Annotated in this window: 13 protein-coding genes; 5 read left to right on the top strand and 8 right to left on the bottom strand. The window is 61.9% G+C overall.

The genetic code is table 11. The features are described from left to right. Positions 1–105: 105 nt before the first annotated feature. The 3 genes from ACR3XE_RS12300 to creD all read left to right on the top strand — a co-directional run bounded on the left by ACR3XE_RS12300 (position 106) and on the right by creD (position 3,480). Positions 106–843 carry a TorF family putative porin gene (locus ACR3XE_RS12300; RefSeq protein ID WP_473699904.1) on the top strand — a complete coding sequence of 246 codons (738 nt, stop codon included), beginning with the start codon at positions 106–108 and terminating at the stop codon, positions 841–843. Positions 844–1,065: 222 nt separating this feature from the next. Continuing rightward, a complete protein-coding gene (locus ACR3XE_RS12295) occupies positions 1,066–1,827 on the top strand; it encodes a TorF family putative porin (RefSeq protein WP_473699905.1) in 762 nt (253 codons plus the stop codon). 186 nt (positions 1,828–2,013) lie between these two features. Next, complete coding sequence (gene creD, locus ACR3XE_RS12290; protein ID WP_473699906.1) at positions 2,014–3,480, top strand: cell envelope integrity protein CreD; 1,467 nt, start codon at positions 2,014–2,016, stop codon at positions 3,478–3,480. A gap of 112 nt (positions 3,481–3,592) precedes the next feature. On the opposite strand, the gene ACR3XE_RS12285 is transcribed toward creD, so the two are convergent. The 5 genes from ACR3XE_RS12285 to ACR3XE_RS12265 form a co-directional block, all read right to left on the bottom strand. Beyond that, positions 3,593–4,741: an alpha-hydroxy acid oxidase gene (locus ACR3XE_RS12285; protein ID WP_473699907.1), complete on the bottom strand. Its 1,149-nt coding sequence runs from the start codon at positions 4,739–4,741 to the stop codon at positions 3,593–3,595. Positions 4,742–4,839: 98 nt separating this feature from the next. Continuing rightward, positions 4,840–6,102 carry an FAD-dependent oxidoreductase gene (locus ACR3XE_RS12280; RefSeq protein WP_473699908.1) on the bottom strand — a complete coding sequence of 421 codons (1,263 nt, stop codon included), beginning with the start codon at positions 6,100–6,102 and terminating at the stop codon, positions 4,840–4,842. Beyond that, positions 6,090–6,905 (bottom strand): class I mannose-6-phosphate isomerase, encoded by an 816-nt coding sequence (locus ACR3XE_RS12275; protein WP_473699909.1) that lies wholly within the window; start codon positions 6,903–6,905, stop codon positions 6,090–6,092. Before ACR3XE_RS12275 ends, ACR3XE_RS12280 begins: the two co-directional genes overlap by 13 nt. A gap of 4 nt (positions 6,906–6,909) precedes the next feature. Beyond that, positions 6,910–8,553, bottom strand: coding sequence for an amidohydrolase (locus ACR3XE_RS12270; protein ID WP_473699910.1), 1,644 nt, complete (start codon positions 8,551–8,553; stop codon positions 6,910–6,912). A gap of 182 nt (positions 8,554–8,735) precedes the next feature. Next, the gene (locus ACR3XE_RS12265; RefSeq protein WP_473699911.1) at positions 8,736–9,614 is read right to left on the bottom strand and encodes an NAD(P)-dependent oxidoreductase; all 879 of its coding nucleotides are present in this window, start codon (positions 9,612–9,614) and stop codon (positions 8,736–8,738) included. A gap of 114 nt (positions 9,615–9,728) precedes the next feature. Here ACR3XE_RS12265 and ACR3XE_RS12260 point away from each other — a divergent pair, with 114 nt between their 5' ends. Next, positions 9,729–10,979: a threonine ammonia-lyase gene (locus ACR3XE_RS12260; protein ID WP_473699912.1), complete on the top strand. Its 1,251-nt coding sequence runs from the start codon at positions 9,729–9,731 to the stop codon at positions 10,977–10,979. Between the two features lie 10 nt (positions 10,980–10,989). Continuing rightward, entirely contained in the window at positions 10,990–11,382 is a 393-nt protein-coding gene (locus ACR3XE_RS12255; protein ID WP_473699913.1) for an acyl-CoA thioesterase, read from the top strand. 12 nt (positions 11,383–11,394) lie between these two features. Here the strand turns inward: ACR3XE_RS12255 and ACR3XE_RS12250 are convergent, their stop codons facing one another. From ACR3XE_RS12250 to ACR3XE_RS12240, 3 genes are all read right to left on the bottom strand, one after another. Beyond that, entirely contained in the window at positions 11,395–12,090 is a 696-nt protein-coding gene (locus ACR3XE_RS12250) for a class I SAM-dependent methyltransferase (protein WP_473699914.1), read from the bottom strand. Continuing rightward, complete coding sequence (locus ACR3XE_RS12245; protein ID WP_473699915.1) at positions 12,083–12,541, bottom strand: RrF2 family transcriptional regulator; 459 nt, start codon at positions 12,539–12,541, stop codon at positions 12,083–12,085. The genes ACR3XE_RS12250 and ACR3XE_RS12245 overlap by 8 nt, the downstream gene beginning before the upstream one ends. A gap of 88 nt (positions 12,542–12,629) precedes the next feature. Next, entirely contained in the window at positions 12,630–13,670 is a 1,041-nt protein-coding gene (locus tag ACR3XE_RS12240; RefSeq protein ID WP_473699916.1) for a rod shape-determining protein, read from the bottom strand. Positions 13,671–13,899 lie beyond the last annotated feature (229 nt).

Genomic DNA, 13,899 nt, shown 5'->3' with positions numbered 1-13,899 from the left:
GGGTGAGCCGTTCTTTAGCGGTCCGACCGGCGCTTGGCAAAGCTGTTGCATGCGCGCAATCGTCCCGCCAAGAGTATTGCCCTCCTCAAGCCCCAAGGATGTAGCATGTTGCGTTTGTCCGTCGTCGCCCTGTTCCTGACCCCGATGACCATAGTCCCTGCCGCCGCGCAAGGCGTGCCGACGGGCCCGGTATCGGTGTCGGGCCGGATCGATGTCGTGTCAGAATATCGCTTTCGCGGCCTATCCGAATCGGACGGCGACATCGCGGTTCAACCAATGATTAGCGTCAGCCATGACAGTGGCCTATATCTGGGTGCCTGGGGCTCGACCCTCGGCGATAGCCCGACCCTTGGCGAGGCAGAGGTCGATATTTTTGGTGGCTACGAGACCGAGATTGCGTCCGGAACACGGCTTGACATCGGGATGACCTATTATTGGTACCCCGGTGCCCAAAAGGCTTTTGGTGCCAGCGACTATGGCGAAGGAGCCATGCGGCTCTCTTATCTTCTCGGTCCCGTAGAAGCGGCGGGGACGGTCGCCTATGCCTGGGATCAGGCGGCGCTTGGCGGCGATGACAATCTCTATCTGAACCTTGGCCTGTCGGGGGGCGTGCCCAATACGCCGGTGACGCTGGCGGCGTCGGTTGGTCATACGAGCGGGGCGCTTGGCGCGTTTGCGCGCGGCGGCGACTATTTCGACTGGTCGCTGGGAGCGTCAGCGAACTTTGGCTCGGTGACGGCGGGAATCAAATATGTGGATACAGACGTTGCCAAGACCGGGGTGAAGGCGGTCGACAGGCTGTCGGACCCGACGCTGGTCTTGTCGCTCGGGCTATCCTTCTAGTCCCGCGATCTGTGTAATATTATTTCAGGATATGGGCTGGATGCAACGATATTGTTGCATTATTGCTACAGTTTCTCGGTTAAGCCCGAAAAAGGCGAGTTTTTTGTTGTGCGCCGCAACATAATCGACAAGATGGCGTCTGCATGACCCGACTGGCCCGGATAGAGGCTGGCTGTCAGGCAGCAGGCAGGGACGATCTTTTCACCTTATTGGGGATCATCCATGAAAACTTTCTCCCGCGCATGCCTTGGCATGTTACTCGCCTCGACGGCACTTCCTAACGCCGCTCATGCAGAAGATGAAACGACCGGCCCGGTCACCATTTCTGGTGGAGCGACGCTGGTGTCCGATTATCGCTTCCGCGGCTTTAGCCAGAGCAGCGAAGACCCGGCGATTCAGGGCACCATCAATCTCAACCATGAAAGCGGCCTATATGTCGGCACTTGGGCGTCGAGCGTCAGTTTTGCCGGGAACACCGAAATCGACCTTTATGCCGGTTATACCAAAGACTTGGGCGGCGTAACCGTTGACGGCGGTTTGCTCTATTATCTTTATCCGCAACATGGCGGGTCGGGTGCCGATTTCTTCGAGCCCTATCTGAACCTGTCGAGCGGCATAGGCCCGGTAAATGCCACGGTCGGTATCAATTATGCGTGGAAGCAATCGGCCCTCGCCAATGTTCAGGACCCAGGTCGTCCGCTGGGCGCCAAGTCGGCGGCCACATATGTGCATGGCGAATTAACGGCGGATATTCCGAACACGCCGATCAGTCTGAACGCCCATGTTGGACAAGCATGGAGTGATGCGTTTCCGGGCGGCTTTGACGGCAAGGTGTTCGACTATTCGGTCGGTGCCACCGCGGCATACAAGATGCTGACCTTTGGCATCAGCTATGTGAATACGAATGAGCCAAAGGCGCTCGGCTATAAGGATGCGATCGGCGCTGACGGCGCTGTTATCTTTTCGCTCGATGCATCTTTCTGACGTCGGCTTGGGAGGCGGTCTCAGGGGAAGCCGCCTCCCGATTTGCGGCGAATCAGCCGCTTGTGACAAAAAAGCGCGGTCCAGTGGGCCGCGCTTTTTGTGTTATCAACCGGTCGCAACACGCTTGACCCTATCGATGAACCGTGTATTTCCGTCGACGAATTGAGCCAAGAGGAGCGATCTCGCATGACCCAATCCGTTTCCGCCGCGCCCGCCGCCCCCGCCACTCCCCGAAAAACCGAACGTAATCCGGGGTACAAGCTGGCGATTGCGGTGTTGATCGCGGTGGCGCTGATGGTGCCGTTGATGATGGTTTACGGGTTGGTGTGGGATCGCCAGCAACAGGCCGAAACCGCGCAAACATCGATCGGACAGGGTTGGGGCGGGCAACAGACGATTGGCGGGCCGGTGATGGTCATCCCCTATCGCACCACCGAAACGACGACGGTCAATGAAAATGGCAAGGACGTGACGCGCACCGTTGCCAAAATCCGCGAGCTGTATCTGTCGCCGCAGTCGAACAAGGCCGATGTGGTGATCAAGCCGCAAAAGCGGAAGAAGGCGATTTACGAAACGGTCGTTTATGAATCGACGATTGGCGGACAGGCGCGCTTTGTCCTGCCCGCCGACATTGCGCGCTTTGGCGTCAATCGCGACGCGCTGATGCTCGACCGCGCCGAGGTGCGACTGGGGATCAGCGACGCGCGCGGGCTGGTTGATGGCAACAGCGTGGCGGTCAACGGCACCGCGCTTGAGCTGCAACCGGGCAAGGGTCTGCGCGCGACGGGGAACAGCGGCACCTATGCCTTTGTCGACTGGGCGGGCGGCGAGCCGCTGACGGTTGATTATAAAATCGGCGTGCGCGGTCTGGGTGATTTCCGCCTGATCCCGCGCGGGGTGGATACGCGCTGGACGGTCAAATCAAGCTGGCCCAACCCGAGCTTTGGTGGCGATTTCCTGCCCAAGCATAAAATTGGTGCCGACGGTTTCACGGCCACCTATGCCATTCCCAACCTTGCGCTGGGGCAGGCACAGGTGCTGACCAATGATTTGTCGCCGCCCAATGCCAGCGACTATCGCGCCAGCCAGCGCGGCGCGTATGAAGCGCCGGTGATGGTTGAATCGGCGGATGATGGCACCTCGGGCGGCACTGCCAAGGCGGTGGCAATCAGCCTGATCGAGCCGGTTGACCTGTACAGTCAGGTTGATCGCAGCATCAAATATGGCTTTTTGTTCATCGGCTTTACCTTTGTCGCCTTTTTGATGTTCGACGTGATTGCGGGCGCACGGGTGGCGGCGGCCGAATATCTGCTGACCGGCATCGCGTTGACCCTGTTCTTTGTGCTGCTGCTCGCCTTTGCCGAGGTGATCGGGTTCATGCCCGCTTATATGACGGCATCGGCGGCGATTATCGGCTTGCTGACATTTTATAGCGCGGCGGTGCTGAAAAGCTGGAAACGGGCGCGCTTCCTCGCGGCGCTGCTGATCGGGCTTTATGCCTTGCTTTATACGCTGCTCAATCTGGAGGCCTATGCCTTGCTGATCGGATCGGTGCTGATGTTCGTGGCGCTGGCCGGGGTGATGTATATGACCCGCAATGTCGACTGGAGCGGGGTCGGCAAGAAAGAGGTGGAGGCGGAGGCCACGGCCTAAGCCTTTACTGGGAATGCGTGTCCCCGCGAAGGCGGGGACCCATCTCCTGCCGGTTCAACTTAGCAGCAACGGGTGATAGGCCCCTGCCTTCGCAGGGGCACATTCCTTGTTTTCACCGCCAGCGCAGATTATCCGGCCCCAAGTCGGCGAGGCTTTTGGCACCCATCAACTTCATTCCGCGTTCCATTTCGGCGCGCAGCAGGGCGATGGCGCGGGCGACGCCGGCATCGCCTGCCGCCGCCAGCGCGTAAAGATAGAGCCGCCCGCCCGAGCAGGCTTTGGCCCCCACCGACAACGCTTTCAGGACATGGGTGCCCCGCGTGATGCCGCCATCGCAAATGACCTCGATCTTGTCGCCCACCGCATCGACAATTTCGGCGAGCGCGTCAAAGGGGGCGCGGCTGCCGTCCAATTGCCGCCCGCCATGGTTCGACACCATGATCGCACTCGCGCCAATGTCGACGGCGCGGCGGGCATCCTCGACCGCCATAATGCCTTTGAGGGCAAAGGGGCCGTCCCAATATTGGCGGATCGCCTCGGCGCGTTTCCAGTCGAGGCTCTGGTCGAGCATGGTGGTGAAATAATCGGCGACCGATTTGGGAACGCTTGACCCTTCGGAGACATGGGTGGCAAGGTTGGGCAGGCTGAATTTTTCGCGGAGCAGATAGTCAAGCGTCCAGCGCGGCTTGATCGCATAGGACAAGGCAGAGGACGCGGTGAAACGCGGCGGCGAGGTGAAGCCCGAACGGAGGCAGCGTTCGCGATTGCCGCCGACAATCGTATCGACGGTGACGGCGACGGCATCGAAATTCGCCGTCTTTGCCGCGTCGAGCATGGCGCGGTTGAGCCCTTCATCCTTGTGGACATAAAGCTGGAACAGCTTGGGCGCGTCGGACATCGCGCCCGCTTCGGCGAGGCTGATCGTCGCGAGGCTGCTGATCCCCGCCATGGTTCCGGCTTCGGCGGCGGCCTGCATCACCGCGCGCTCGCCGCGCCAGTGGAACAGGCGTTGCAGTGCGGTTGGGGCGAGGAACAGCGGCATGGCGAGGTCGCGCCCGAACAAGGTGGTGCGCATATCGATCTGTTCGACGCCGGCAAGAACGCGCGGGACAAGGTCGCAGTCGTCATAGGAGGATCGGTTGCGGCGGCGTGTGACCTCGTCATCGGCGGCGCCGTCGATATAATCGAACACCGGCCACGGCAGGCGCGATTTCGCGAGGGCGCGGAAATCGTCGATATTGTGGCAGTTGTTTAGGCGCACCTTGTTCCCCGTTCGTCCTGAGCCTGTCGAAGGACCGCCCTTCGCTATGACCTATGGAGGAAAGAACGGCCCTTCGACAAGCTCAGGGCGAACAGAAGCTAAAACACCGTCCGCGCCGCCACCGTCCCCTTGCTGGCATAGCTGAAGCGCGGTTCGACGGGCAGCTTGGCGTCGCGGATATGCGCGGCGACGCGCTTGCCGACCGCAGGGCCGTGTTTGAAGCCGTGACCCGAACCGCCGCCGACGAGCCAGACATGCTCCTGCCCCGGCAAACGGTCGATCAGGAAATCGCCATTGCTGCTGTTTTCATATTGGCAGACGCGGCTGCCGAGCAACGGCGCGTTGGCGAGGGCGGGAAAGCGCTGGGCGAGATAGGCGCGTGCTTGCGTCAGGCCTTGCGGACTGATTTGCCGTTCGAGCGTGTCGGGGTCGATGCGCGGGCCATGCGCGTCAAAAGCGAGTTTGAAGCCCGCGCCTTCGAGGTCGGGGATACCATAGACGATGCGGCCTTGGTTGAAGTCGGCCCATGTCGGAAGCTGCGGCGATTGAAAGCGCGTGTCGCCCTGTGCGGCGCCGAAATGAAACACCTCTTGCCGCGTCGCGACGATCTTGCCGCCCAATTGCTGCGGGAAGAGTTCGGGGAGCCACGGACCGCAGGTGTAAACCAGATGGGTCGCGGTGCCGCCGTCGGGCAGGACATGCTTCTTGATCCGCTTGGCGGTCAGGGGCGCGGGCATGACCAGCGGTTCGACAGCGATTTGCGCGTCGGCAATCACTTCCTGAACCCCGCGCGCGGCGATCAGCGCGCCGCTGTCTTTTTCCAGAAACCCGGCCTCGCCCTGAAAAAACTGGATCTGCCGCCACTTGTTTTGCAGCCAGCCGACGTCGCCCTGTTCATGGTCGATGCGATGGACGCGCAGCCATTCCAGCGAATTGGCCATATAGCTGTCGGTCGCGGGCGAGAACCAGAGGACGCCGGTGGGGTGAAAAATCGGGGCGCTGGCAGTCGCTGACAGGGCTTTCCAGAGGCCGAGCGATTCCTGTGCCATGTCCGAATAGAGCGTATCGCCGCCATAAGAGAGGCGGATGACGCGGCTTTCGCCGCCCGACGAGGCGCGCGCATTGCCCGCGCCATAGGCGTCGAACAGCCGCACCGAATATCCGGCGCGCACCAAATGCCAAGCGGTCCATGCCCCGAAAACACCTGCGCCGATAATCGCGACATCGACATGCGGAATGAGCGGGCGGGCGGGTTTGCGCTTGCGCGACGGCCGCTCTTTGCGGGCTGCTGCTGCCGTGGCGATAGGCAAGGCGGCGAGCGAGCCGATGAGCGCGCGGCGTGAAGGTGTCAGCTTTCCCATGCGAACAAGGCCCTTCCTTCGCCGGTCAAAGAGGCCCGGTCGTCGGGGGTGTCGAGTAGCCAACATTCGCCGCCTTGCCACGGTTGACCGGCGACGGTGCCGGTGCCGTCTATGGGGATAAACCAGACGCAGTCTTCGACGCCCAGTGAGGGCATTTCCGCAAAATCCTCGCAATGCGCGTCGATCAGCGCGAATTTGGGGCCGTCAACCAGCCGGTCGATTCCGACGCTGAGCGGGGTCCGCACATTGGGGGTCAGATAAGGACCGGCGTCGGCGCAGGCCATGGCGGCGGACAGATGGAGCGGGCGCGGGCGGCCATAATCATAGAGGCGATAGGTGATGTCGGCATATTGCTGCACCTCGATCAGGTTGATGTTGCCGCCAATCGCATGGATGGTGCCGGGGGTGACGTGGAAATGGTCGCCAGCGGCAACGGGTTTCCAGTCGATCAGGGCTTCGATGCTGCCATCCTGCGCAGCGGAGCGCAGTTGGTCGGGATCGACGCGATGCTCCAGTCCAAGGCCGATCACGGCATCGGGTGCGGCGTCGAGGATGACCCACGCCTCTTCCTTGCCTTGCGGCGCGCCTGATGCGCGGGCTTGGGCATCGTCGGGATGGACCTGCACCGACAAGCGTTCGGATGTGAACAGATATTTGATAAGCAGCGCGGGATTGGCGCTTCCTTCCGGCAATTCAAACCAGATTTCGCCAATTTGTTCGCCGCCCGCGTCAAAGGTCGGGCCGATATCGGTGCGGCCCCATGGCTTGGCGACGCGGCGCGGGACAAGGCGGGTTACGGCCACCGCGTTAGTCGCCCCGCTGGTAATAACGATAGCCGCCGATCCAGGTTTCGCGCGGCGTCATGGCGCGGATATGGTCGGGGGTGGCGAGCATCGGGTCGGTGTCGACGATCAGGAAATCGGCGCGCATTCCCGGCATCAACGTCCCCAGCCGATCCTCGGCAAAGGCGGCATATGCAGCGGTGCGGGTAAAGCCGTCGAGCGCGGTTTCGCGATTGACCGTTTCTTCGGGATGCCAGCCGCCAAAGGGTTCGCCCTTGGCGTCGGTGCGCGAAATGGCGACGGCGAGGCCGGGGAAGGGGTTGGCGCTTTCAACCGGAACGTCCGATCCAAAGGCCAGCCGCGCGCCCGCCTTTTGCAAGCTGCGCCACGCATAGGCACCGGCCAGCCGGTCGGGGCCAAGCCGTGCCTCGGCCATCAGGCGGTCGCTGGTCTGATGCACCGGCTGCATCGAGGCGATGACGCCCAGCTGACCAAAACGCGGAATGTCGGCGGGGTCGAGGATTTGGGCATGTTCGATGCGCCAGCGGCGGTCGCCGGGAAAATCGGGGGCCATATCGGCGATGGCATCGAGCACTTCGGCGTTGGCGGCGTCGCCGATGGCGTGCACCGCGACCTGAAAATGGTCCATGGTGGCGCGCACCATCTTGTTCCGCAGCGCCGATTGGGTGAGCAGCGGCAGGCCCTTCTGGTCCGGTGCATCCGAATAAGGCTGTTTGAGCCACGCCCCGCGCGACCCGAGCGCCCCATCCATATAGAGCTTCACGCCGACCATGCGGAGCCGGTCGTTATAGAGCCATGGCGTGGGTTCGGACCCGGCGATAATCGACATATTTTCGATGCCGCGGCCATAAGAGAGGATGCGGACCGCGAGTTGGTGCTTGTCACCGGCGCGGCGATACGCCTGCCATTCGGGCAGGGTCGTGCCCATGTCGGCGATGCTGGTGATGCCCCATTTCAGCAATTGTGCCTGCGCCTTGGCAAAGGCGCGGTCATAGTCGCGGCCAAAAAGCGGCGGTTTGGCGGCGTCGATCAGTGCGGCCGCCTTGTCGACAAAGACGCCACTGGGTTTGCTACCGTCTCTTTCGATGCGCCCGCCGTCGGGCGCTTTGGTTGCTGCTGTAACGCCGGCAGCGGCCATGGCGGCACTGTTCGCCCAGCCGGCATGGCCGTCGACGCGATAGAGCCAGACCGGACGGTCGGACACGGCGGCATCGAGGTCGGCGGCGGTCGGAAACCGGCCAAGGCCCCATTCCTCTTGGTTCCATCCGCTGCCAAGGATCCACGGCATGTCCGGATTCTTGTCGGCATAGGCTTTGATCGCGGCCTGTGCCTCGGCCAGCGAGTTGGTCTGGCTGAGGTCAAGCTGCATCAGCTGGAACCCCAATTCCATGACATGACCATGCGCATCGAACATGCCGGGGATGAGGGTGCGGCCCTGTCCGTCCTCTTTAAAATCGGGGCGTTCGGGACGCTTGTCCTTGCGGTCGAGCAATTGTTTGACCTTGCCGTCGCTGTCGATGACGAGGCCGGTAAAGCGGACGAGCTTGCCCTCTTTGTCGAGGGTTATGCCGTTGACATTGTCGACCAATGTGTCGGCATAAGCGGGGGCGGAAAGCGCGAGGGTGGCCAGAATGGTGGCTGCAATCAAGCCCCTACCCTTTAGGGGAGGGCGGCGAGACTTGCGAGCTTGCTCGCTAGTCGCAGCGGGTGGGGGCTGGCAATCGAGCGATAGGCCGCTGGCCCCCACCCCGTTGCGACTAGGTCCGGCATTCGCCGAACCAAGTCTCACTGCCCCTCCCCTGAAGGGGAGGGGGGAGATGTCTGTGCGCATCATTTCGGCAACCTTGTCACCAGCACGCTGGTATCGCTGCGACCGTGACCCGCCTTTTGCACATCGGCGTAAAATTGATCGACAATCGCCGCCACCGGAAGCGTTGCGCCATTGCTGCGCGCTTCTTCGAGCGCGAGGCCCAGATCCTTGCGCATCCAGTCGACCGCAAAGCCAAAATCAAATTCATCCTTGGCCATTGTCGCCCAGCGGTTGAGCATTTGCCAACTCGCCGCCGCGCCGCCCGACACCGCTTCTAACACCTTGTCGGTATCGAGCTTGGAGGCTTGGGCAAAACGCACCGCCTCCGACAGGCCCTGAATGGTTCCGGCAATCGCAATCTGGTTGACCATCTTGGTCGTCTGGCCCGCGCCGGGGCCGCCGATATGGACCATGCGGGCGCCATAGGCGCGCATCACCGGTTCGGCAGCAGCATAGGCAGCGGGGGTGCCGCCGCACATAATCGCAAGGGTGCCGGCCTGCGCTCCGGACTCGCCGCCGGAGACGGGGGCATCGACGCTCATCAGACCCAGCCTCGCGGCCTCGACCGACAATTGCCGCGCGATGCGTGCCGATACGGTGGTGTGGTCGATGAACAGCGCGCCCTTGGGCATCGCCTTGAACGCGCCGTCGCGGCCCAATGTGACTTGCGCCAGATCATCGTCATTGCCGACGCAGCTGAGCACCACATCGGCGTCGGCTGCGGCTTCGGCCGGTGTTGCTGCGGCCTTGCCGCCATATTGCGCGACCCATGCGTCGGCCCTTGCCCGCGTGCGGTTAAAGACGGTGAGTTGGTGTCCGGCTTTGGCAAGGTGGCCGGCCATCGGCCCGCCCATGACGCCGGTACCGATAAAGGCGATGCGTTTCTTTTCGTCACTCATGGCCAAGGGTCATAACCATGGATTGCCCCGCGCGCCAGATGGGGCGTGCGCTGGTGCCCAAAGTAGAATCAACCCCTTTCCCTCGCCGCTGCTAATGGCTACGGCCAAGCGCATATGGCTGATCAGGAAACCCCGCCCGCTGTTGCCGATTGTCCGGCGATCACTCTTGACGATGTGCGCGCCGCCGCCGACCGGATTAAGGGCGCCGTGGTCCGCACGCCGACGCTGCATTCACAGACGCTGTCCGAAATGGTCGGTGCAGAAGTGTGGCTGAAGTTCGAAAACCTGCAATTTACCGCTGCCTATAAGGAGCGCGGCGCGCTCAATGCGCTGTTGCGGATGGACCCCGAACAACGCAGTCGCGGGGTCATCGCGGCCTCGGCGGGCAATCATGCACAGGGGCTGGCCTATCATGGCAAGCGGCTGGGTGTGCCGGTGACCATCGTCATGCCCAACACGACGCCGCAGGTAAAAGTCTATCAGACCGCGAGCCACGGCGCAGAGATTGTGCTGTTCGGCGAGAAATTCGACGATGCCTATGCCCATGCACGCGAGTTGGAGGCCGAACGCTCGCTGACCTTTGTCCATCCCTTTGACCATCCGCATACCGCCGCAGGGCAGGGGACGGTGGCGCTGGAAATGCTGGAAGATGTCCCCGAACTCGATACGCTGATCATTCCGATCGGTGGTGGCGGGCTGCTTAGTGGCATGGGAACGGCGGCGCGCGGGATCAAGAAGGATATCCGCCTCGTCGGCGTGCAGGCCGAGCTTTATCCGTCGATGTATGCCGAATTGAACGGCGTCGACATGGCGTGCGAAGGTGATACGCTGGCCGAAGGAATCGCGGTCAAGCAACCAGGCAGCTATACGCGCAAGATTGTCGCCGCGCTGAACGACGATATTGTGCTGGTGGCCGAACGCCATCTGGAACGGGCGGTCAGCCTGTTGCTCCAGATCGAAAAGACGGTGGTCGAGGGCGCAGGCGCGGCAGGGCTGGCCGCGCTGTTGGCCCATCCCGAAGAATTTGCCGGGCGCAAGGTCGGACTGGTTCTGACCGGCGGCAATATCGACACGCGGTTGCTTGCCAATGTGCTACTGCGCGATCTGGCGCGGTCGGGACGGCTGGCGCGGCTGCGGGTGCGGTTGCAGGACAGGCCCGGTGCGCTGTTCCATGTGATGAAAGTGTTTGACGAACAGCAGGTCAATATCGTCGAAATCTATCATCAGCGCATCTTTACGACGCTGCCCGCCAAGGGGCTGATTACCGATATCGAATGTGAAGCGCGCGACCGCGACCATCTCGACGCGCTCGTTACAGCGCTCCGTGCGGCGGGCTATATGGTGACGACGGTCGAGCTTGCCTGAGGCACGCCACATGCAGACGTTCGAACTGGAACTGACAGCCACTCCTGAAACCATCGACGAGCTGGGTCATGTCAACAATGCGGTGTGGGTCCAATGGATTCAACAGGTTGCGACCGCGCATTGGGACGCCGTAGCGCCGTCCGCGCACAAAGACGCCACTATCTGGGTCGTGGTGCGGCACGAGATTGATTATCTGCGCGCACTGGGTCCGGGCAAAAGCGTCACCGGGCGAACATGGGTCGCTGACAAGCCGCAGGGCGCAAAATTCGATCGCTATATGGAGTTTACGGGCAGCGACGGCAAAGTGCATGTCCGCGCCCGCACCGTCTGGGCGCTGCTTGACAAGGCGAGCGGCAGACCGTTGCGGGTGACGGCGGATATTGTCGCACCCTTTTTGACTTAAGCAGGTTATGACCTAAGCATACCCCACCCAGCCGCGCCAGGTGAAAGCGGCGTAAAATTGTTCGACGCCAGTGAAGCCTGCAGCGCGCAACACCGCTTCGTCGGCCTCGGGGCTTAGCATCGCGACATGCGTGGCGACAGCTTCGCGTCCCTTGGCGACTTGGTCGGGATCGCCGCCTGAGGCGATGGCATAATTGGCATAGCGGTCGAGCCAGCGGTCGCGTTCGCCGGCTCCTTGCGGAAAACTGCCATGTGCGGCGACAAACGGTGCGCCGGGTTTCAGGCGCGCGCAGATCTGAGCGGCGGTGCGGACACGTTCTTCGCGTTCAAGGAAGTGGAGCGTCAACAAGCAGGTCGCGCCATCGAAGGGGCCGACGGGGGCATCGTCAATATAACCCTCTATCAATTCGGCACGGTGGGCGTCAGGACCGAGCGCCTCTACCGCGAGATCAAGCATCGGACCGGCGGGGTCGACGCCGGTGAAGCGCCAGCCCGGATGCGCCTCTGCCATCGCTTTCAGTTCGAGACCACCGCCCGCGCCGAGGACCAGGATATGCGCATCCTCAGGCGTGCGCTCGGCCAGCAGCAAGCCGGTCATGCGGTGCAGTCCATCGAGGCCCGGGACAAAGCGGCGCGGCCCTTTGCTATAATGGGCGACCGCCGCCGGGTCTTTGAAGCTATCGAGGAAATGCGAGACGCCTTCAGCCATGGATATGCTCCTGTGCAGAGATAGGGTGCGCGGTCATGCGAGAGTGGAAGTCGGCGCTGAGTTCGGCCAGTGTCACTTGTTCGAAACGCGCGAGAAGCAGCGCCTCTGCCTCGTTAAAACTGGCGTCAAGTGCGGCATTGACCGCCTGTTCGACTAGGCAGCCGGGGGATTCTGTGCGGTGGCTCATCGCTATCAGCGTCGGGCGACCGATCGCATCATAAACGTCGCGCATGGTGATGGTGGCAAGGTCGCGAGCGATGATCCAGCCGCCCCCATGCCCTTTTTCAGAATGGACAAAGCCTGCGTCACGCAGCCCGCCGAGGACGCGGCGAACGACCACAGCGTGCGTTTGCATAGCCAGAGCAAGCTGTTCAGAGGTTGTCGGTACGCCCTGTTCCGCCATGTGGAGCAGGACGTGGAGCACGCCCGAAAGTCGGCTATCGCGTTTCATGCAACTTTATATAGTGCATGATAGCACGCCGTCAAGGATAGGCTGAGTCATTTTAGAATCGTCGCCTGATCCCAAGCCGCCACCCCGATCAACCGGCGATAAGGACGCCGCGATAGAGCGGGTTTTCAAAGGCATGACCGGCACCCATGGCCACGCAAATCAGGGCGTCGTCGGCGACCTTGACCGAAAGCCCTGTTGCCTGCGCTATGGCTTGATCCATGCGCCGCAGCAGCGCCCCGCCGCCGGTGAGCGTGATGCCTTCGTCGATGATATCGGCGGATAGTTCGGGGGGTGTTTGTTCCAGCGCCATCATTACCGCAGCGATGATTTGTCCCACGGGTTCGGACAGTGCTTCAGCGACCTCTGCTTCGGACACGCGGACTTCGGCGGGGCGACCGTTCACAAGGTCGCGTCCCTTTACACCGATCACTTCGCCCTTGCCGTCGGGCGCGACCGCGCAACCAATGGCCAGCTTGACGCGCTCGGATGTCATTTCGCCGATCATCAGATTATGTTTGCGGCGGATATAGGAGGATATCATATCGTCCATCTTATCGCCGCCGACGCGCACCGAATTGCTATAGGCGATGCCGCTGAGCGACAATATGGCGACTTCGGTCGTCCCCCCGCCAATATCGACAACCATCGCCCCGCGAGGTTCGGTGACAGGCATTCCCGCGCCGATGGCGGCAGCGAGCGATTCTTCGATCAACTGGACTCTTGTGGCCCCGGCGTTGGAGGCGGCGTCGCGGATGGCGCGGCGTTCGACCATTGTCGAGCTCGACGGAACACAAATGACGACACTGTTGCCCTGACGAAAACGGCTGGGTCCGCCATGGGCTTTGTCGATGAAATGTTTGATCATTTGTTCGGCGATATCGATATCGGCGATCACCCCGTCACGCAGCGGGCGGATGGCTTGGATATTGCTGGGCGTCTTGCCCATCATCGGCTTTGCTTCATTGCCGACAACCTTGACGCGCCGGACACCGTCGCGTGTTTCGAGCGCGACGACGGACGGCTCGTTGAGGACAATGCCTTTGTCGCGGACATAAACGACAGTGTTTACGGTCCCCAAGTCGATGGCCATATCATGCGAAGATGACATAAATCGTTGAAAGATATTCATATTCTCGGGAAGCGCCTTTTTGAGTCGCGGGTGAACGGTCGTGCCGGAGTTTTGACGTCTTCCCCTGTGACCGTGCAGCGCGAGTGGCAAAGGCATGAACAAGCCCTTCGCCGTGGCGGTAGCGCGTTGGTTTCTCAGGTTTGAACGATAGGACCCCAGCGATTTCGCACTGAACAGCGCATGAGGGCCAAGATTGTTCCGCCGTCGCGGCATTTGCGGTGGACAGTTG

Source organism: Sphingopyxis sp. 10G20-10 (assembly GCF_057365075.1).
Note: the sequence above shows the minus strand (reverse complement) of the source record. Positions and strands in the feature narration are given on the sequence as shown.

Coding starts and splice junctions, on each gene's coding strand:
- ACR3XE_RS12300 (WP_473699904.1), top strand. CDS start 106: ATGTTGCGTTTGTCCGTCGTCGCCCTGTTCCTGACCCCGATGACCATA.
- ACR3XE_RS12295 (WP_473699905.1), top strand. CDS start 1,066: ATGAAAACTTTCTCCCGCGCATGCCTTGGCATGTTACTCGCCTCGACG.
- creD (WP_473699906.1), top strand. CDS start 2,014: ATGACCCAATCCGTTTCCGCCGCGCCCGCCGCCCCCGCCACTCCCCGA.
- ACR3XE_RS12280 (WP_473699908.1), bottom strand. CDS start 6,102: ATGGGAAAGCTGACACCTTCACGCCGCGCGCTCATCGGCTCGCTCGCC.
- ACR3XE_RS12265 (WP_473699911.1), bottom strand. CDS start 9,614: ATGAGTGACGAAAAGAAACGCATCGCCTTTATCGGTACCGGCGTCATG.
- ACR3XE_RS12260 (WP_473699912.1), top strand. CDS start 9,729: ATGGCTGATCAGGAAACCCCGCCCGCTGTTGCCGATTGTCCGGCGATC.
- ACR3XE_RS12255 (WP_473699913.1), top strand. CDS start 10,990: ATGCAGACGTTCGAACTGGAACTGACAGCCACTCCTGAAACCATCGAC.
- ACR3XE_RS12250 (WP_473699914.1), bottom strand. CDS start 12,090: ATGGCTGAAGGCGTCTCGCATTTCCTCGATAGCTTCAAAGACCCGGCG.
- ACR3XE_RS12245 (WP_473699915.1), bottom strand. CDS start 12,541: ATGAAACGCGATAGCCGACTTTCGGGCGTGCTCCACGTCCTGCTCCAC.
- ACR3XE_RS12240 (WP_473699916.1), bottom strand. CDS start 13,670: ATGAATATCTTTCAACGATTTATGTCATCTTCGCATGATATGGCCATC.